Source organism: Sphingobium salicis subsp. salicis (assembly GCF_049472635.1).
GTDB classification, from domain to species: domain Bacteria; phylum Pseudomonadota; class Alphaproteobacteria; order Sphingomonadales; family Sphingomonadaceae; genus Sphingobium; species Sphingobium yanoikuyae_A.
In genome coordinates, this window is record NZ_JAYRCS010000002.1 from 243,300 (window position 1) to 262,387 (window position 19,088).

Here is a 19,088-nt window from a genome sequence, read left to right on the forward strand (position 1 = left end):
GGACAGGGAGTGGATGGCATGGGGAACTCGCTCCACCTCGCCGAGGACGATGAAACGCTTAAGGACGCGGATCGCGACAACCCCACGCACAAGGGGAGAACCCGCGCAAAGGATGCGGATTTACAAGTGTACGGCATCCAGGATGTCGCTCAGGAACTCGGACTGACACTTCGCACGCTACGCTTCTACGAAAAGGAGGGGCTTATCGCCCCTCAACGGGTAGGCAGTACCCGGGCATATTCCAGGCGTGAGATCGGACGCATACAGCTGATTTTGCGCGGCAAACGCCTTGGCTTCTCCATCAAGGAAATCAAGGAGTTTCTCGATCTCTACGATGCCGATCCCGAGCATAAGGAGCAAATGGAGCGATTGATTGCCCGCATCCGGGAAAGGTTGGTCGACTTGAAGACGCAGCGCTCTGCGCTCGACCTGACAATCGACGAGCTTACAACCATCGAAGTGGAAGCGATGGCAAAGTTGCAGCGATAATTTGGTCATCCCATTCTCTAACCGAGCGGTAACGCTTGATCGCGGCGCCCCCGATCCAATCAAGCCGTCAAGCGACGAGCGCCGCGCCGATCGCTAAGGCCGCCCCAGAACCGCGCCATGATCATCCAGGCGATGCCCGACGCGGTCATCGCCCCGCCGACCTGCCATGGCTCGAGGCCGAGCACGCGCGCGATGGGGCCCGCGAGCGCCACGAACGACATCATCGCCATCGAGCAGACGAAGGTCTCGAACATCAGTGGCTTCATGCTGAAAGCGCCTGATGCTTCCTCCCCCACTTGTTCGTCGCCTGTCGCTGTCGCAGCTTCGGTCATGCTGCTTCGTCCCGTGATGCGACCGGCGAACGGCCACCATTCCAGAGCAGCGCCGTCGAGACGGCATAGACAACGAGCCAGCCGAGGTTGAACGCGGCGCCGTCAAGCCAGGTGTGCGCCGGCTCGGGCAGGATGCGCGCGATCAGCATGCCGATCGCGACCAGCGAGACGGGATTGGCCAGCGCTGCGAACCAGCGTGGCCAGGCGGTGCGGCCCAGCGCGATGACGATCCCGAGGAGCAGCAGCGCCAGGCCCAGCGTCACGATCGGCATCAACCAGGCGATGAGCAGGACATGGTAGAAGTGCTGGCCGAGATCGAGCAGCGCGCCATGGGCCGCGGCCGGCGTTTCGAGGATCGTCTTGTAGGCCATGCCGACATAGTAGAAGCCCGCATGGCCGAGCGGAGACCAGGCGATGCCGGCGACCAGCAGGACGAAGGTCAGCCAGCGCCACCAGCCCATCGCCGGACGCAGCCCTTCGAGCAGATGCCAGCAGGAGGGCATAGCGTGGAAAGTACGCTAAACAACGCTAAGCGAGAACGCATGGCGAACGCTCGATGCGAACGGACGGACGCTTAATCAGGCGGGCCGTTCGATTCCCATCCTACGCATTTCGCGATAAATGGTCGATCGGCCGATGCCGAGTTGCCGCGCTGCTTCGGTAGGCGAGATACGAGCTTCGACCAGCTTGATGGCCGCATCCACTTTGGACATGTCCAGCGGCTGACGGCCAGGCTGTTTGCCCTTAGCACGGGCGGCGGCAATACCATCTCTGGTTCGCTCAGAAATCAACCGTCGCTCAAAATGGGCGATGGCCCCAAACACATGGAAGATGAGCTCGCCGGCAGCTGACGAAGTGTCGATCTTTTCTTCAAGGCTCAAGAGCGCGATGCCCTGACCGCGTAGCGTCTCAACCGTGGTGAGAAGTTCGGCAAGCGAGCGCCCAAGCCGATCGAGGCGGACCACCGCCAGCGTGTCACCCTTGCGGGCATAGGCGATTAGCTCAGCCAGACCGGGCCGTTCCATGCTCTTACCTGAAATGACATCGGTGAAGATTTTGATGGCGCCAGCCTTCTCCAGACGCATGGTCTGGCCCGCAACGTCCTGATCGCCGGTGCTGACGCGGGCATAGCCCAGAATATCACCCATGCCGCACGTCTCCCAAACGGTCGTTCTGTGGACGCTATGGAGGGCAGCCGCTGCGCCCCACCCATATCCGTCCACATACTATGTCTCTTTACTCCTCGCTGTCCATAGGCCCAGATGACCTTTTGTGGACAGGAAACGGCATGACGAAGCGCAAGCATCAACTCCTGACCGAGAGCGAACGCGATCAGATACTCGCCATCCCGACCGATCGCGACCATTTGGCCCGGCTCTATACCTTCGAGCCTTCCGATATCGAGATCATCGGCGCTCGACGGGAGCGACGGAACCAGTTGGGCGTGGCGCTGCAACTCGCGCTCCTGCGGCACCCGGGCATCACGCTTGCGCAGTTGATACAGGACAGGGGAGCAATACCCCATGATCTCGCCGCTTTCGTCGCGGAGCAACTTGGTCAGCACGTAACCGAGCTGGCCAACTATGCGGCGCGGGATCAGACAATGACGGATCATGCCCGTGAGCTGGCGGCGCGTTTGGGGCTTCGGGGGCCAACCCGCGCCGATATTCCCTTCATGGTCGAGGCGGCCGCGAGAACGGCATGGGCGACCGACAAGGGGATGACGATTGCGATGGGCGTGGTCACCGCCCTGCGCGAGGCCCGGATTTTGCTGCCGTCCATCTCCACCATCGAACGCGCCAGCAGCGCGGGACGTGCCCGCGCGCGCAAGCAGGCCGCCCACGCCCTGATCGCCGATCTCAGCGCCGAACAGGTCCAGGCCCTCGATCAGCTCTTCGACGCCGCCGGCGGCATGAGCCATCTCGCCTTGCTTAAGACCATCCCCGTCGCGGCCAAGCCCGATCACGTCCGCCAGATCCTCGACCGTCTGAGGCAGGTGCGGAAGATCGATATTTCCCCCGACGTCGCGGGCCGCATCCACGCGGACCGATTTCGGCAATATGTCAGGGAAGGCCGTGCGTCGCCTGCCTATATGATCGAGCGCTATATTCCCTCCCGGCGACGCGCCACGCTCGTTGCCTTCCTGCTCGATCTTGAAGAACGGCTGACGGACAGCGCCCTGGAGATGGCGGACAAGCTGATCGGCGGCATCTTCACCCGCGCGAAGAACGCCCAGGCGCGCAGCTATGCCGCCACGTCGAAGAACGTGGCCCGGCTGATGCTGATCTTCCGCAGGACGATCGACGCGCTCACCGATGCAGTCGATACTGGCGAAGATCCTATGGAGGTCCTGGATGCCTCAGTAGGATGGCACACCCTCCTGAAGGCCAGACCGGAAGTGGCGACGATCGCGGAAACCGCCAATCTTGATCCGCTGAGGGTCGCGGCCGACCGCTATGCGACGTTGCGCAAGTTCGCCCCTGATCTGCTTGAAGCGCTACAGTTCAGGGCCGGAAAGGGCAGCGCGAAAACGATTGCCGCTATCGAGATGCTGCGCGACCTCAATAGGTCGGGCAAGCGCGATCTGCCTGCCGACGCTCCGATGCCCTTCCGCAAGGAATGGCAGAAAATCGTCATGGGCGATGACGGCAAGATCAATCGGCGGCTCTGGGAAATCGCGACTATCGCGCATCTGCGCAACAAGCTGCGCTCCGGTGATGTCTGGGTGGAACGATCGACGGGATACCGCCAGTTCGACAGCTACCTGCTAAGCGAACCGAAGGCCAAGCCGATCGTGTCGGCTCTTGGTCTGCCACCCACAGCCGGCGAATGGCTCGAACAGCGGGGCCGCGAACTGGACTGGCGGCTGAAGAAATTCGCCCGGAGCCTGAAGCGCGACGCTCTGGAGGGTGTGCAATACCGCGACGGCCGCCTCCAGATATCCCCCGTTCGCACGATCGCAACGCCCGACGCCGAAGCCCTGGCCGACCGGCTCGATGCGATGATGCCACGCATCCGTATCACCGAACTGCTACATGAGGTGGCGCAGGAAACTGGCTTTCTTTCGGCGTTCACCAACCTGCGCACCGGCGAGCTATGTCCCAATGAAAATGCGCTGCTCGCCACGATCCTCGCCGACGCCACCAATCTCGGCCTGTCGCGCATGGCCGCCGCGAGCCAGGGCGTCACGCGCGATCAACTCCTATGGACCCATGACGCCTATATCCGCGACGAGAGCTACCGCGCGGCGCTCGCCGTCCTCATCAACGCGCACCACCGCCTGCCATTCTCGCGGGTATGGGGCGACGGCACAACGTCCAGTTCCGATGGTCAGTTCTTCAGGAGCGCGAAGCGCGGCGCATCGGGCGGCGACATCAACGCCCGCTATGGCGTCGATCATGGCTTCAGCTTCTACACCCATGTTTCCGATCAGCGCGGGCCCTACCACGTCAATGTGATCTCGGCCGCCACGCATGAAGCGCCCTATGTCCTCGACGGCCTCATCAGCCATGGCACCGATCTCAGGATCGTCGAGCATTACACCGACACCGGCGGAGCGACCGATCATGTCTTCGCCCTGTGCGCGATGCTGGGATTTCGCTTCTGCCCGCGCCTGCGCGACTTTCCGGACAGGCGGCTTGCGCCGATCGCGCCGGTTTCGGCCTATCCGTCCATCGCCCCGTTGTTGGGCAAGCGTATCCGCACCGACATCATCAATGAACAATGGGACGACGTGCTGCGCCTCGTGGGGTCGATCAAGGCTGGCCACGTCGCGCCGTCGGTCATGCTGCGAAAGCTCGCCGCCTACGAACGGCAGAACCAGCTCGACGTCGCACTACAGGAGATCGGCAAGATCGAACGGACCCTGTTCATGCTGGACTGGCTTGAAAATCCCGATCTGCGCCGGCGATGCCATGCCGGCCTTAACAACAGCGAGCAGCGCCATGCCCTGACGCAAGCGATCTACACCTTCCGCCAGGGCCGCATCATCGACCGCAGCCATGAAGCTCAACAATATCGGGCATCAGGCCTCAACCTAGTCATCGCGGCGATCGTCTATTGGAACACGATCTACATGGCCGACGCCGCCCAGCATCTGCGATCGGCAGCGGCCCCGGTCCCCGATGATCTGCTTGTCCATACGTCGCCGGTTGGCTGGGAGCACATTGCCTTTTCCGGCGATTTCCTCTGGGATCGAGCCGCCGCTTCCGCTGGCCGCAAGGCCCTCAATCTTCCGCCGGACAGCCGCGCCGCCTAAGCGTTCCTCGGTTGTTCTCCCTTAGCGTTGTTTAGCGTACCTTCCACGCTATGCCCTCATTTTGTGCGAACGCTTGAGACGCGCTGGTCGACGGTATGCCGTGAAATGCCCAGTTCGTTGGCGATTTCCTTGCTGGTCTTGTGCAGGCACAACTGATCGAGCACCTCGACCTGCTTGTCGGTCAGGCTATCCAGCAATTCACTGGCGTTGTCCGCGTGTGCGTCCCCAAGGCGGCATAGTACGTTCATGGCGTCTATGCTGCGAACCGTAATCAGTTCACCGCGTCAGGGTAGCCGCAAGAGTATGCGCCGTGCGTTGTATGCGATGGATCGCATGGTTTATAAATTGAAGGGATTTCAGGAAGCTGACTACACCGTCAGAAGGTCAATCGCAGAGCAACCGAGGCCCTTGGCAAGCTGTTCGACGACTTCGAGCGTCGGATTGGCCTTAGCCCGTTCAATGAAGGACAGGTGTGACGTGGCGACACCGGAGCGGATGGAAAGCTCTACCTGGGTCATTTTAAGCGCGGCACGGCGCTCTTTGACGTTCGCGGCAAGGTGGGTCGCTAATTCTGAAGCTACCTCGTCTACTTTCAGATATTGCGCCATACGCCGGGATCACAGCCTGCCATCATAATCGCTTGGGAGTAAGAGCTTCGAACCATCTATAACCCATCCCTCGCCGAAAGCGCCATTCACATTGTGATGGCGCCGTTATCACGCAACTGCGCAGGTGCTGGCTGGGTTCTGTCGCAAACTTTGGCCGAGCCTGCGGTTTGCTCTTTGATATAGTGGTTTACGCGGCGAGGCTGTCGAACTGGTCGGCTAAGGACGGATTTCGCCTGTCGTTGGCGGCGATCATCTGGCCCTTGCGGATCATGTGGACGAGTTCGATGCCGCCAAGGATGATGGCAGCGGTACGCTCGGACCTGAAGCCGAGCATCGGACGTATCCGGCGCTTGATGCGGCGATGGTCCGGCTCGATCCGATTGTTCATGTACTGGCTCTGCAGAACCTTGAGCGCTATTACGCCTTGCTGGACGACGTCCCACTGGCTGCCTAATTTAAGAAAACTGGACCTGCCCATTGGCGGGAGATGTGGACCGTGATTGCGGCCTGAAATTGCTTGCAGGCCGCGCATGAGCGATCAAAGGAACCTATCGCCGACGCCCTGCGCTTGCCTTTGATGGCCATTACCTCGCGTCAGAAGGGTGCATCAGAAGCTCGCGCTCACCACAGTCCAGCTAACGCGGCCTTTCTGGACCGTCTTGCGCCATTCTTCGCGGGCAGTGAGGTGACCGGCGGACCATTGCTCGTCGCCACATTCGTTGCGCTTCTCTGCGTCAACCTGCCCATAAGCGGTGCCTATGAGCGGTTCTGGGACACGCCGCTGGTCTTGTCCTTCGGCGAGGCGAAGGTCAGCCACAGCTTGGCAGAATGGATCGACCATGCGCTCTTGCCGCTGTTCTTCATCGTGATCGGCGTGGACGTGAAGCGGGAACTGACCATCGGCGCTCTCACCAGATGGCGGACGGCCGCTTTCCCGATCGTCGGAGCGCTCGGCGGCCTTATCGTTCCGGTCCTGCTGTTCCTGGCAGTCGCCGACGGAACTGAGGCTGCGCGGGGGTGGGGTATCGTGATCACCATGGACACGGCCTTCGGCCTGTCAGTCATTGCATTATTCTCCGCCCGCCTGTCGGCAGGGGTTCGTGCCCTGTTCCTCGCTTTCGCTGCCATCGACGACATTGGTGGGCTCCTGGCTATTGCTTTTGGCTACTCCGACCACTTCGCATGGGAGGGAGCGGTCTTGGCGGGATTTGCGATCGCGCTCATCATCCTTCTGCGTCGGCTCCACTGGGTGGCTTCCGTCCCCTACGTGCTTCTGGCTGCGCTGGTCTGGATCGGCATCTTCCAGTCGGGCGTGCATGCGACCATCGCAGGCGTGCTCATCGGCTTTCTGGTTCCAGTCCGCCCGCGACTTGATAGGTCTGAATTTGCTGTTTCAGTACAGCACCGGGTAGACCAGTTCCAGGAAGCGCACGAGCGGGCGCGGGTGACTGAGGATGAACATGAGGCTGAGATCGCGCAGGGTCGGGCGGAGGATCGACTGGGATTTCTGCACGAAATGACGGGGGCAACAGACAAGTCGGGTGAGCGTCTCATCCTCACGCTGACGCCTTGGATCAGCTATGTCGTCCTACCCCTGTTCGCGCTTTCGAACATTCGCATAAGGCTATCCATGGATCTTCTCACCACGGCCGCGACTTCGACCCTGGCTCTGGCAATCGTGATTGGATTGACGGTCGGAAAGCCGCTCGGCTTCCTCACGTTCAGCTGGATCGCGGCGCGATGTGGACTGGCGCGGCTGCCCGAGGGCGTCGACTGGCGCATGATAGCGGCGATAGGCTGCCTCGCCGGCATCGGGTTCACTATATCCCTGTTCATCGCAGGGCTCGCCTTTCCCGGAGGCGAGCAGCTGGACAAGGCGTCCCTGGCAGTGCTGGTCTCCTCGATCCTGTCGGGTGCCATAGGCATGATGGCATTGGCAACGATCCCGCCCACCTCGAAGGCATGACGCGATGCGCGTTCTTGTTTCGCAGGTTGGACGCCCTCGCCAGATCGGATCCACCTCAGAACCCTCTAGCCGGCATCTTCCTCGATTGCGCGTCGCACCGCTGATGCCAGCTCCTCGACCGTGAATGGCTTGCCTATGAGATGCACACCCGGGTCGAGGACACCGTTATGCACAACAGCGTTTCGGGTATAGCCGGTCGTGAACAGAATCTTGAGGCCAGGACGCCGCTTGCGTGCCGCGTCCGCAAGCTTGCGGCCATTGACCTCAGGCATGACGACATCAGTGAACATCAGCGTGATCTCCGGGTGCGCGTCGATCAGCGTGAGAGCCGCCGCCGCCCCGTCGGCCTCCAATACGCGATATCCCAGCTCGCTGAGTGCATCGAACGAGAATTGCCGCACACCCGGCTCATCCTCGACCAGGAGGATCAATTCCTGGCTCTCCCCTCGCGGCAATGTTTCGTCCATCGCGACGCCTGCCACTTCCTCGACCGCGCCCAGGAGGCGGGGAAGATACACCTTGACCGTCGTTCCCTCACCAACCTCCGAATAGATTCTCACGTGCCCGCCCGACTGTTTGACGAACCCATAGACCTGGCTGAGGCCAAGGCCGGTGCCTCGCCCGACCTCCTTCGTGGTGAAGAATGGATCGAACGCCCGGGCAACGACCTCCTGAGGCATTCCACTGCCAGTGTCGCTCACCGCGATCATTACATACTCCCCGGCCGGAACACCAATAAGCTCCTCGGCATAGCGCGAATCGAGGTAACAATTGGCGGTTTCGATAATCAGCTTGCCTCCCCCGGCCATGGCATCGCGGGCGTTGACGGCGAGATTGAGAATCACGTTTTCGAGCTGATTAGGATCGGCAAAGGCCCGCCACAGGCCGCCCGCAAGCACCGTTTCAGGCTGAATGTCGGGTAGCGTGTGGCGCAGCATATCGGACATGCCGTCAACCAGCTTGTTTGCGTCGATCGACTCGGGCTTGAGGGGCTGCTGCCGCGAGAATGCGAGCAGGCGCTGGGTGAGCTGAGCCGCCCGGCGCGCGCCATCCATCGCCGAATCGACATAGCGCCGCGCCCTGGGGTCATCATCGCCCAGCCGTCGAGTCAAAAGATCGAGCGAGCCAACAACCACGGCAAGCATATTGTTGAAGTCATGTGCGATACCGCCCGTGAGCTGGCCGACGGACTCCATCTTCTGGCTCTGGCGCAGCGCATCTTCAGCTTTCGTGCGCTCGGCCACTTCCTGCGCGACCCGCAACTCGAGCCGTTCATTGAGTTCGTGCAATAATGCTTCATCAGCCTTGCGGGCAGTCACGTCGATCGCGACGCCGACAACACGGACACAGCGGACATCATCGAAAACGCCCCGCCCTTTAGCTGCGACCCAACGAACGATGCCGTCTTCCTTGCCGACTGTGCGATATTCAACATCATAAAGCGCGCGCTGACCGGGATCGGCGGCCGCCGCGAAGGCCGCGGTCGTCGCATCGAGGTCATCGGGGTGAAGGCCCGCATAGAAGTCCCGCATCGAGACCGGCACGTCCGGCGAAATGCCGAACATGGCTTTGGTCCGCGCCGGCCAGATCAGCACATCCTCGACAAGATCGACGTCCCACAGACCGATATCAGCTGCCTCCGTCGCAAGGCGAAGCCGTTCTTCGCTTGCCGCAAGCGCGGCCTCGGCGGCTTTACGCTCCGTCAGATCAAGCATCGCACCGATCATGCGCATCGGCGCACCATCGTCGCTGCGCAGCACAGTCCCGCGATCGAGCACGAACGCATGGCTCCCGTCAGCCCGACGGAAACGATATTCGTCGGTCCAGTTTGAACCGCCATGATCAATTACGGCATGAATGCTCTCATCTATCCGCGCGCGATCGTCAGGATGAATATGGTCGAGCCACCACTGCGCGCTTGTCTGCTCCTGCACATGACCAAAGCGTGTTCCCAACGCTTCGTTCCAGATGACGTGACCGTCGGCAAACCGCCAATCCCAGATGACGTCGCTTGTCGCACCGATGGCAAGCCGGTAGCGCTCCTCGATCTCCCGATGACTGGCCTCGATCGCCTTGCGCTCGGTGATATCGAGCGACGTGCCGACAAGGCCAACGACCTCGCCGCCCAAATCCCTGAGAGGTGACTTGGTAGACAACCAGATCGCGCGTCGACCATCGGGGAAGTCCACATTTTCTTCGACTTGCTCCGAGCGACCGCTGACCATGATCCGCTGGTCGGTCTCCATGATCGCGGCAGCCTGCTGCTTGTCCTCAAGTAGCTCGAGATCAGTGCGCCCAATATAATCCTGCGGAACTTTGCCGACCAGCTCGCTTGTGCCGTGATTGCCGATCATTAGCCTGCCGTCGCGGTCCTTCGCATAGACGACGCCTGGCATTGCATCGGCGAAGTTCGTTAGCAGCGCCCGAGCGCTGTCGCGCTCTGCCTCCAGCCGACGCCGGTCGCCCACATCGATAAGAACACCCAGAAAGCTTATCGGCGCGCCGCTTTCATCATGAACGACATGCCCTTTCGCCTCGATCCAGAGATACTCACCATCGGCGCGCAATACGCGATATTGATGTGCATAGCGGCCACCTTTGTCGAGCGCGTCTTCGATGGCACGCTGCAGACCGGAGCGATCATCGGGATGGACCGTGGTAACAATCTTCTCGAGTGTGACACCATCGCGTCCCGTCGCAGGATCGAGGCCGAAAGCCTCTGCAAACGCCTCATCAACTGTAAAGCGGTCTGCGGGCACATCACAGAACCAGGTGCCGACGATTGCGCCTGCTGCAAGAGCAAGCTTCAGCCGGTCTCCATCAAGACGCGCGCGTGCGACCATGGCCTGCAATTCGTCGAGCGTAGGTGCGTCACTTTCGATCGGATCCAATGCCTTATGCTCCTGATGCCCTTCACCCTATATATTCTGGCGATGCGCCCTTCCAGACCTGTCAGCAGTGACAACGCCATGCCCACCCATTTTAAGAGCGGCAGGTTTCTCCACATTGGTGAGGTCGATGAGAGATAGAGCCCGCTTCTGCCTTTGAATGTCCATGCGACCGCGGCGATCAACATCATGCGGTCGCTCGACCAATTGACATGGAGAGGCTTGGCTGAAGCACCTGCCATGATGGATCAGCTTCTCGCCCATTTTTCCAGCCGGGCCTGATATTCCCTGCGCGCCCGATCGCGATCTGCCTCCAGCTTGGTCACGCGCTTGTCGCCCTCTGCCTGCAGAGTCCGGCGCTCGGCGTCGAGAGCGCGCATCCGGGCGTCTATGTCCGCCAATCCCGCCTTGAGGTTGGCGGACGCCTGGTCGACCGCCTTCCCGGCCGCATCGAGTTTCGCGCGGCTGGGCCGCGGGTTCGTCTTCTTGGGTTTTCGGGCGACAGGCGCAACGGTGGCTTCCGCCTGATCTTCCTTTGCTGCTCTTCTGGTGTTCCTGCGACCGCGATCTGGTGGAGATCGCGTTTCAGCAGCCTCGAAATGGTCACCCGCACTGCCGCGGCTCACCTTGATGACGACGCCGGGTTTGGCGAGCGGCTTCTCCATCAGCTTGGGATCGGTGACCTTTTCGGCGATCCCGCGCGCAAACAGATCTGCCTCCGATCCCCACGCCTTCAGCGCGGCTTTCTGGCTGGGCGCCGCTACATAGGCATCATGGAAGCCGGCGGGGGTACGGAAGACTTTCAGATTCGCCATTATGGGAAAACCACGGTCCGGACGCCTCCGTTCCTGCCCCTGTCCTTCCCTGCCGCTCGTCAGCGAAATCTGTCCGTGGCGCCCATCAACTTTCGGTCGTCTCGCGAGGAACTCGCATTCGCCTGCCCGGCTTGAATGACCAGCTGTCCGGTGGGGGCCGCCACTCCATGGAAGAACGAAGGCCTGACGCTCCAAGGCAAGGCACATCGCCATTCTCACCGCGCCTCTGTCGCGTGCGTCATCAGCAATTCTCGGATACACATGAGAAATCATGTTGGAGATTGATCCTGTTAAGCGCGATTTTTGCCGCGGGCGCTGAAACTACAAACGTCTCGGGAGGCTTTAAGAGCAAAGACAATGTTGAGGAGCAGATATGGCCGATGTGCAAGAAGCCGCCCTTTACCCCGCTTCCCGATCTCATGCACGAACAAGTGATCTGAAGGCCCGGCTTGTCGCCGCCGCTGAATTCTTCAAAAGCCCGACCATGGTCGGCTCATCATTTCCCGCTTCGCATTGGCTGATAAACCGGATGCTGCACGGCATCGACTGGTCTCGTGTGACGACGATGCTGGAATATGGACCGGGGACTGGCGCGTTCACCGCTGCCATTCTCACTCGCCTCCCGTCCCATGCCAGGCTGATCGCCATCGACACCAGCGCGTCTTTCACCGACCATCTGATCTCGGCAATCCCGGACCAACGATTGCACGTCGTGACCGGATCGGCGGCAGATGTGCAGCATATCATGGCCAGTCACGGCCTTTCTAAGGCCGATTGCATCATTTCCGGGCTGCCCTTTTCGACACTCGAGCCAGACGCCGCGACGCAGATCATTGATCGCAGCGCTCAACTCCTGTGCCCACATGGACTCTTCATGGCTTATCAGATGCGGACCGCCGTGCGCCCGCTGCTCGAAGACCGATATGGGTCGGTGCGGGCCGCATATGAATGGCGCAATATACCACCCTGCCACCTGTTCTGGGCATCGGAGCCCAATCAGGCCATGGCGCAGTGAGCGGCCGGCGCGGCTTTCCGCTGCCCGGCTCGCCTCAGAGCCGCTGATTATAGGATGGACCGGTATGCTCGGTAGCGACATTATTGCCGACCGCCTGATCCTGCTCCAGCTCGTCGCCATGCCACAGGTTTCTGCCGACAAATATGACGATGAAAATGGCGATGATGATGCCGACGATAAAGGCGCCGGCTTTTCCCAGCCGGCGCGCGGACGGCTTTTCGTCAGGGGCCATCAACGGGTGCCCTCAAGCAGGATTTCGCCTTCCTCCTCGCCATCCCAATAATGGGCGCGCTTGCCGATCACTTGGATCAGAACAAGTCCGGGGGTCTGGGTGCCCTGCGGCCACCAGCGTTCCAGCCCCTTTGTCCAATGTGCGTCGAATTGAGCCTGATCCCTGATCAAGACGCCCCGCCCCTCGACCGCAACGAAGAAAGGCGGATGGCCGAGCAAGCCAGACTTGCCCTGATAGCTCAGATTGACTGACGGATTGGTCTCGATTTCCGAGACCATCAGCGCAGTTTCGTCAGTGAAGAACCACGCAGTGCCATCATAATCGACTTCGCGGTTGTTGCTCATCGGACGCGATCCGATCGCGCCGTCTGCGGCGTGGGTGGCAAGCATCGCGAAATCGATTTCCTTCATCTTTCGCGACAGATCTTCAAGCGACAATGACATGGCTCTCTCCTTTGCATCCTCAACGCTTGGCAAGGCATATCGGGCCAAGCTGTCTGAAGATGTTATCGGTCCGCCAGCTTGTAGGCCTGGGCAGGAAGCTCTCCGGCGTCCTGATGACTGCTTGTCGACGGCCGGCGGCCGCCACGGACCATTTCCTCGATCCAGGTCAGCAGCAACTGGTTGTAGGCGCGCCGACACCCTTCGTCCCGCAACGAGTGATCAGCGCCTTTGAGGATGCGGTAGCTCAAGGAATTACTGTTGTGGAACGCGGACATGTAGGAGCTGATTGTCGCGTGCGGCACATAGTCGTCTTGCTCTGACTCGACGATCAGCACGTCGCCCGCAAATTGCTCGCAAGCCGCCAGAGCCTTGTCCTCGCGACCCGTGCGGAAGCGAGCCCGATAGGCATTGATAAGATCGCGGTCTAGCATCGCCTTGGGGACATCCCAATGTTCGTCAGGATAGAGAGCAGGGACGCGCAAGGCGAGCCAGTTGACCGGGCGGACGGCAGTGAGGAGCGCGGCGAGATAGCCGCCATAGCTTGTTCCGACGACCGCAATGGCAGATGGATCGACCTGGTCCTGACCGACGAGATAATCATAGGCAGCCACGACGTCGGCAAGACCATGAGAGCGCGTCACCCGGTTGCGCTCTTCGGCGTGCCGGGCATGGCCCCGCAGATCAAAGGTGAAGCAGATACAGCCCAACTGCGCGATCTCTTCGGCCCTAACCATGTCCTGATCGCGCGAACCGCCCCATCCGTGGATGAAGAGAATGCCAGGAACGAGCTTGTCCGGTGACAGGATGGTCGCGTCCAGACTTTCCCCCTCGACGTCAAAACATATCTGGCTGCCCGTCATTCCAGCTCCATTGCATATTTTGTGATCGGTCCCGCGACCGCATCGATACCGCTATAATAGAGGATGCTACCCTCCGGCGCGGCCTCAAGATGACCATAAATTTCCATCGTGGCGCATGTCACCGCTGACAACTCGCGATCGCGTGCAAAGGCTTCGAAGGCCGCTATCTCGGCGCCGCTTGCACCGCCCGCCCGCCAACTTTGCTCAAGAACACCGATGCGCGTTTCCCCGGAAGAATTCATGCCTGCGGCGACGTCATAATTGCGACGAGAGGCCATCAAATCCGGGTAGAATTTCGAGACGGTCGCATCATATGCGATCGCCTTTTCGATCCCCTGCTGCAGATCGTCGGCCAGGCTGAGGCCTGCCAGCTGTTCAAAGCCACCCCTCACCACATGCAGGGTCGAGCCTCCATAGACGGTGGCGCCTTCGTTGTTGGTGGCAAGGCGCTGGGTGCCCCAGTAGGAGATGATCTCTCCAAAAAGGCATGTCATGCCCACACTGTACGTGATGACATTGTCGAGATTCTCCTCGATCACGACGCCGTTACGCGCGATAGCCTCCGCATCGAGCTGCGCGATCGCTTCTTCCAGCTCCCCTGGCGAAGTGACGACGAATTGTCCGAGCCCCGCCGTCGCCTCAACCTCCTTCAGACGGATCGAACCATTGCGAAGCATGTCGAGACTCGCTTCGCGCACAGCATCAACACTGAACGCGGACCAGCCAGTAAGAACATAAGGCGCAAGAGCGGCGCCCAGTTCGGGCAGCCATCCCTCAGGAACTTCGTTACGGCCTGGAAAAACCGGATGCGTGATGACCTTGCTTCCGACGAAGCCATGCGGAACCACGCCGCCGTAAATCTGGCTTTCGTTGCGGATACCGAGTTGGCGCGCCATTTCCAGGTCAATCGTGCCGGTCGGGATGAAGAGCGTGTCCTGCGGATCATTATCCGGCTCGGAGACTGGCGCAGGGGCGTTATCGACGAATGTCGCCCGACCAAGCCGGGCTATCCTTCGCGCAAGCTCGGCTCTTGCGACCCTGTCATGTTCGTTGTTCATGGCCCCGGACCGGGTGGGATAAATTTTCACAAGACGGGTCAGATGCGAACTGGCCATTGAACCTCTCAGATCCTGGAGCAGCTGCCGTCAGGCAGATATTTCAAAAACCCTGCGTCGCAGGTTTATATCCACGTGCCTTACGCACCGAATGCGCGCCGTGGGCCTGGTGTCGCTCCACCGCCGGCAAAGGCCCTCTGCCTTGCGACAGACTGCGTCGACGGGTGGCGGGGACGCTGGATAGAGGCCCATCTTCTCTCGAGAACGCATCGCCTTCTCACTCCCGTGCAACATCGAGCGCCCCTTCGATCTCCCGATCCTGGGGCGACGTCATCGGGACCGTTCCTTCTCCAGACCCGACAGGGCTGGCTTCAACTCCTGTTCGAAGAAATCGATGAAGCCTGCCTGGTCGTCGCCAGGACAGGTCAACACAATATGGTCGAAGCCAGCATCAACATATTTCGAGATCAACTGGACGTGGGTCTGGACATCCGGGCCAGCCGAAACCTTCGAGGCCAGGTCCTCAGGCCGGACATATTGGCTTGCGGCTTCGAAGCCCTGGACGGAAGGAACCTCACTGTTGACCGACCAGTCGAAGGCAGAAAAGCGAAACCTGTCATGAGCTATGTCCAGCCCTTGCTCGGTGCTCGGCGCATAGGCAATGACCGCCTCGGCATATCGGGGGCTCGGGTTGCCGGCCTTCGCTTCATAACTCTTCACGAGATCGCCATCTGGTGCGGTCGTCATGATGCCATCGCCCTTTTCAGCGGCGAGTGTGACGGAGGATGGGCCACTCACGCCCAGGACGACCGGGATAGGCTCGGTCGGAAGATCATAAAGCTGGGCGTGGTCGACAACAAAATGCGTCCCATTCCAGCTGTGAACGCCGCCCTTCCAGAGAAGGCGAAAGATGTCGATCGCCTCACCCAGCATTTCGTGCCGCTCGGGCACCGACGGCCACCGGACGCCTGTGACATGTTCGTTCAGGCGTTCACCCGCGCCGACCGCCAGGGTGAAACGATTGTCACTCATGACCGCAATAGTGGCCGCCGCCTGCGCGACGATGACAGGATGATAGCGCAGGATCGGACAGGTAAGGCCGGTCGCGATGCCAATGCGATCTGTAGCGTGGGCGATGGCGCCAAGGACGCTCCAGGCAAATGGCGCATGGCCCTGTGACTCGAGCCAGGGGTGGAAATGGTCCGAAATGGAGACGAAATCGAACCCCGCTTTCTCTGCGCGGATCGCATTTTCCACGAGCACCTTCGGCCCGTGCTCCTCCGTCATCAGCTTATATCCGAACTTCGGCATGGGCTGTTCCTCGTAGCGCTCGAGATGTTGCAGCCGACCTTGTGCGGGCCGCGGTATCGGTCGGCGCCGCTATCCAACGTCTGCTTTTCGTCATTCTGGATCCTGCTCAGGCGGGGATCAGGTTGACCGCGGTTGGCTTGGCGGCGGGCAGGCCTCCGGCTTTCGCCTGGGCAGTCAATGCTTCTTTGCGTGCAAGCATCAGATCCCGAAGAGCCACTAGGTCGACATCGGTATCGCGACACTGCGCAAACATGCCTTCACCGCGCATTTCTTCCTCATGGACGTGGTGCTTGATCTCTTCGGAGAGAACCTTGACCTTGGCGTCGAAGAATCGGTCCTGCGTCGAGCCAGCCTCGATGTCATTGATCAGCACCTTGGCACCATCATGCTCGACATAGGCCTCTTCAAGCGTGTCAGCCTCGATCTTGCCTTCGAACGCGGGATAGAAAATCTCTTCCTCGATGAGCGTGTGGATTTTGAGCTCGGTGCAAATCTGGTGGGCGATATCGCCCTTCTTCGTTGCTGAAGCGGCTTTCTCATATTGCTCGAAAAGCGCTTCGACCGTGCGATGATCGGCCTTCAGAAGGGCGATGGCATCACTATATTCGGCCTTGGCCATGACAGGTCTCCTCAGTGATTTTATCCGCTAAGGAAGCCGCAAACAGACGATCGGTTCCGGCAGCTGCTTAAACTGATCCATCTCAATAATCTGCATCAGGGACGTACGCTTTGGCCTGCGGTTCATTGGGGAAAATCTCGATGAATGCGGGCCGATCGTCACGCAATTGCCTTGGTGCCGAAAGACAGATTTGCGCGCCGATCGGCGCGACGACGTTACAGAAGGCTGTAAAGGCCGGCGGCCGAGGATCCGATCATCATGGCTGCCAGAAGCACGGCTTCAATCTTGAGAACCAGGGTCGATCCATCACGGTTATTTTGGTCGTTGGGTTTCAAATATCTGCCTTAAAAAATACCCCACCAACGCCGGCCGGGTAGTGTCGTCCTGAATGTCAGAGGAACGAGAAGAACAAGGCTCCTTACGCATTTGTTCCGGATCTTATCGCATCAAGCCCACGAGGGTCGCGAACAACGCCCCGCACAGGATGCCTAGCGCCAGGACAGCATCTACCTCGAAAAACGATGTCGCGCGGGCGGTGGGGTCAGTTTCAGGCAGACGATCCCGGCAGCGGCGCTGATGATCATCTCGCAGGCAATACAATGGCCTCGATGGTCAGGATCATGTCGGGACCGCTGCGCATCAGATATCGATCTCGCGCCGCTCCATCTCGTCCTGGATTGCCGTTTCCTGGGTGGTCAACTCGTCCCGATCCTCGATTCTGTTCCAGACCGTGATCAGTTCCATGTCGGTCATTGCCGCGGCGGCAGCGGCGGCTTTGAGGTGATCATCCATGCTGACGACTCCTTTCAGCAAGCAACCTAGCACTGATCGAGTTGGCGGTCGCGTCCAAATGGAGCGGCGTGGGAACGGCACCGGCGCGACACGGCACCGTTCGCGCAAAGAAAAGACCCTGCCGTTTCTGGCAGGGTCAGTGAACGTTCGATCGTGAAGACAATCGTCGGGTCGCTCGATTGAGATAGCAGTTCGATGAACGGGCGAAATCACTCGAACGGGGTATCATAGCGGGCAGCTATCAAGATCTGCTTCTAATACCTCACATCCAGCAATCCTGTACGACTTCAAAATAACTGATTTTCGCTGCTGAACTGATGTTCGTCAAAGAACATCGCATCGACTGCGATGGCCCTCTACGATGATTCCGACGCCCGCGCGCCAAACCGCCACCAGTTGAAGGCGTGGCTCCTTGGCGATTCAGTCCTTCGCTGCCTACCATCCGCTGTTCGACCTTGCCGGTTTTGAACGTGCCGTCGACCCACCTGTTCAGCGAGGACAGCTATTTCGCCTCGCCTGATCTTTTCTGGGCCGAGCAGCAGAGCGAGGTCGATGCCCGCAAGGCTGCCTATCCGGGCGCTGGCTGGCAGGAGATGGTGATCGTGCCCACCTCCCAATATTTTCATGCAAAATGCAAAACGCAAAAAATTTCGATTGCGTTATCATTTCGTGGAAACAATGATCGATCAATCGGTTATTCCCTGGCAAGTCTCCATGGCTTGCGCGACCCGACTGGCCCTGCATCATCCGGTGCAGGGTTTTTCGACCCTCTCGGTTGACCTCGGCCTGCCTGCAGTGGGTGGCCGGCCGAGGTCGACTCGATGGCTTCAAGCCATTGCCGGGTGGATTCACATTTCGCTGGTAACAGCCAAACTCATCCAGCGGGGCGGCATGGACTGCGCCAATCTGCTGGATGCCCCGCCTGCCTTTTCAGAGTGAAAGCGACCCGCCTGAAGGCAGGCGGGGCAAGAGTTGATTTTTCCAGCCGGGGGCGGACCCTTGATCTGCTCCTAGCAAGGTTCACCCTTGCCACGGCGTGCGCCAGGCGCAGCCTCGCAGTCAATGCCAGCCCATTGCCACAAGCCTCTGCGGGATACGCCGGCGCGCCGCGATCAGCTGTTGACCTTGTCCTTGAGCGCCTTGGCTGGCTGGAACCCTACCTTGCGCGACGCCGGAATCGTCATTGGGTCGCCCGTCCGGGGAATCCTGCCCACCTGGGCCGCGCTCTGATTCACCTTGAACTTGCCGAAGCCTGCGATCGAGACCTCTTCGCCCCGGGCTGCCGCGTCGGAGATCGCGGCCAGTGCCGCGTCGATGATCTTCTTCACATCCGACTTGGTGGCCCTTGCTGGGTAGCGACGGCTTCGATCAGTTCATTTCCGGTCATGGCACCCTCATCTGCTTT

At 60.3% G+C, this 19,088-nt stretch carries 19 protein-coding genes and 2 pseudogenes; 5 read left to right on the forward strand and 16 right to left on the reverse strand.

Translation table 11 applies throughout. The annotated features are described in order from the left end of the window. The first annotated feature begins 18 nt into the window (after nucleotides 1-18). Complete coding sequence (locus VHN57_RS25685; protein WP_017503287.1) at nucleotides 19-489, forward strand: MerR family transcriptional regulator; 471 nt, start codon at nucleotides 19-21, stop codon at nucleotides 487-489. A 59-nt stretch (nucleotides 490-548) separates the two neighbouring features. On the opposite strand, the gene VHN57_RS25690 is transcribed toward VHN57_RS25685, so the two are convergent. The 3 genes from VHN57_RS25690 to VHN57_RS25700 all read right to left on the reverse strand — a co-directional run bounded on the left by VHN57_RS25690 (nucleotide 549) and on the right by VHN57_RS25700 (nucleotide 1,969). Further along, entirely contained in the window at nucleotides 549-821 is a 273-nt protein-coding gene (locus VHN57_RS25690) for a hypothetical protein (RefSeq protein WP_017503288.1), read from the reverse strand. Then, a complete protein-coding gene (locus tag VHN57_RS25695; RefSeq protein WP_234791899.1) occupies nucleotides 818-1,324 on the reverse strand; it encodes a DUF6796 family protein in 507 nt (168 codons plus the stop codon). Before VHN57_RS25695 ends, VHN57_RS25690 begins: the two co-directional genes overlap by 4 nt. A 75-nt stretch (nucleotides 1,325-1,399) precedes the next feature. Continuing rightward, a complete protein-coding gene (locus VHN57_RS25700) occupies nucleotides 1,400-1,969 on the reverse strand; it encodes a recombinase family protein (protein ID WP_011607925.1) in 570 nt (189 codons plus the stop codon). 140 nt (nucleotides 1,970-2,109) lie between these two features. Here VHN57_RS25700 and VHN57_RS25705 point away from each other — a divergent pair, with 140 nt between their 5' ends. Next, the gene (locus VHN57_RS25705) at nucleotides 2,110-5,079 is read left to right on the forward strand and encodes a Tn3 family transposase (RefSeq protein WP_423286364.1); all 2,970 of its coding nucleotides are present in this window, start codon (nucleotides 2,110-2,112) and stop codon (nucleotides 5,077-5,079) included. A gap of 56 nt (nucleotides 5,080-5,135) precedes the next feature. On the opposite strand, the gene VHN57_RS25710 is transcribed toward VHN57_RS25705, so the two are convergent. The 3 genes and pseudogenes from VHN57_RS25710 to VHN57_RS25720 all read right to left on the reverse strand — a co-directional run. Then, nucleotides 5,136-5,327, reverse strand: coding sequence for a LuxR C-terminal-related transcriptional regulator (locus VHN57_RS25710; RefSeq protein WP_234781420.1), 192 nt, complete (start codon nucleotides 5,325-5,327; stop codon nucleotides 5,136-5,138). A 120-nt stretch (nucleotides 5,328-5,447) separates the two neighbouring features. Then, a complete protein-coding gene (locus tag VHN57_RS25715) occupies nucleotides 5,448-5,687 on the reverse strand; it encodes a helix-turn-helix domain-containing protein (protein ID WP_063975883.1) in 240 nt (79 codons plus the stop codon). Nucleotides 5,688-5,874: 187 nt separating this feature from the next. Further along, nucleotides 5,875-6,078, reverse strand: a pseudogene (locus VHN57_RS25720) (DDE-type integrase/transposase/recombinase); the annotation flags it as partial. Between the two features lie 126 nt (nucleotides 6,079-6,204). Here VHN57_RS25720 and nhaA point away from each other — a divergent pair. After that, entirely contained in the window at nucleotides 6,205-7,653 is a 1,449-nt protein-coding gene (gene nhaA, locus VHN57_RS25725; protein WP_125990002.1) for a Na+/H+ antiporter NhaA, read from the forward strand. A gap of 65 nt (nucleotides 7,654-7,718) precedes the next feature. Here nhaA and VHN57_RS25730 read toward each other — a convergent pair whose 3' ends face one another. Beyond that, nucleotides 7,719-10,544: a PAS domain-containing protein gene (locus tag VHN57_RS25730; RefSeq protein WP_206434220.1), complete on the reverse strand. Its 2,826-nt coding sequence runs from the start codon at nucleotides 10,542-10,544 to the stop codon at nucleotides 7,719-7,721. Between the two features lie 245 nt (nucleotides 10,545-10,789). Further along, a complete protein-coding gene (locus VHN57_RS25735) occupies nucleotides 10,790-11,629 on the reverse strand; it encodes a hypothetical protein (RefSeq protein ID WP_234781421.1) in 840 nt (279 codons plus the stop codon). Nucleotides 11,630-11,729: 100 nt separating this feature from the next. On the opposite strand from VHN57_RS25735, the gene VHN57_RS25740 reads away from it, so the two are divergent. Beyond that, complete coding sequence (locus tag VHN57_RS25740) at nucleotides 11,730-12,371, forward strand: class I SAM-dependent methyltransferase (protein ID WP_081260907.1); 642 nt, start codon at nucleotides 11,730-11,732, stop codon at nucleotides 12,369-12,371. 34 nt (nucleotides 12,372-12,405) lie between these two features. Here VHN57_RS25740 and VHN57_RS25745 read toward each other — a convergent pair whose 3' ends face one another. The 7 genes from VHN57_RS25745 to VHN57_RS25775 all read right to left on the reverse strand — a co-directional run bounded on the left by VHN57_RS25745 (nucleotide 12,406) and on the right by VHN57_RS25775 (nucleotide 17,683). After that, nucleotides 12,406-12,603, reverse strand: a complete 198-nt coding sequence (locus tag VHN57_RS25745; protein ID WP_017503584.1) for a hypothetical protein — start codon at nucleotides 12,601-12,603, stop codon at nucleotides 12,406-12,408. Continuing rightward, the gene (locus VHN57_RS25750) at nucleotides 12,603-13,046 is read right to left on the reverse strand and encodes a pyridoxamine 5'-phosphate oxidase family protein (protein WP_125990004.1); all 444 of its coding nucleotides are present in this window, start codon (nucleotides 13,044-13,046) and stop codon (nucleotides 12,603-12,605) included. Before VHN57_RS25750 ends, VHN57_RS25745 begins: the two co-directional genes overlap by 1 nt. A gap of 62 nt (nucleotides 13,047-13,108) precedes the next feature. After that, nucleotides 13,109-13,906, reverse strand: coding sequence for an alpha/beta hydrolase family protein (locus VHN57_RS25755; protein ID WP_017503586.1), 798 nt, complete (start codon nucleotides 13,904-13,906; stop codon nucleotides 13,109-13,111). Further along, nucleotides 13,903-15,021, reverse strand: coding sequence for a DUF3182 family protein (locus tag VHN57_RS25760; RefSeq protein ID WP_423286373.1), 1,119 nt, complete (start codon nucleotides 15,019-15,021; stop codon nucleotides 13,903-13,905). The genes VHN57_RS25755 and VHN57_RS25760 overlap by 4 nt, the downstream gene beginning before the upstream one ends. Nucleotides 15,022-15,291: 270 nt before the next feature. Further along, nucleotides 15,292-16,272: a TIGR03557 family F420-dependent LLM class oxidoreductase gene (locus tag VHN57_RS25765; protein WP_063975888.1), complete on the reverse strand. Its 981-nt coding sequence runs from the start codon at nucleotides 16,270-16,272 to the stop codon at nucleotides 15,292-15,294. A gap of 106 nt (nucleotides 16,273-16,378) precedes the next feature. Continuing rightward, the gene (locus VHN57_RS25770; RefSeq protein WP_063975889.1) at nucleotides 16,379-16,891 is read right to left on the reverse strand and encodes a hemerythrin domain-containing protein; all 513 of its coding nucleotides are present in this window, start codon (nucleotides 16,889-16,891) and stop codon (nucleotides 16,379-16,381) included. A gap of 639 nt (nucleotides 16,892-17,530) precedes the next feature. Continuing rightward, complete coding sequence (locus VHN57_RS25775) at nucleotides 17,531-17,683, reverse strand: hypothetical protein (protein ID WP_164522526.1); 153 nt, start codon at nucleotides 17,681-17,683, stop codon at nucleotides 17,531-17,533. Nucleotides 17,684-18,153: 470 nt separating this feature from the next. Here VHN57_RS25775 and VHN57_RS25780 point away from each other — a divergent pair, with 470 nt between their 5' ends. After that, complete coding sequence (locus VHN57_RS25780; RefSeq protein WP_125990008.1) at nucleotides 18,154-18,462, forward strand: hypothetical protein; 309 nt, start codon at nucleotides 18,154-18,156, stop codon at nucleotides 18,460-18,462. A 333-nt stretch (nucleotides 18,463-18,795) separates the two neighbouring features. On the opposite strand, the pseudogene VHN57_RS25785 reads toward VHN57_RS25780, so the two are convergent. Further along, nucleotides 18,796-19,070, reverse strand: a pseudogene (locus VHN57_RS25785) (HU family DNA-binding protein). Nucleotides 19,071-19,088 lie beyond the last annotated feature (18 nt).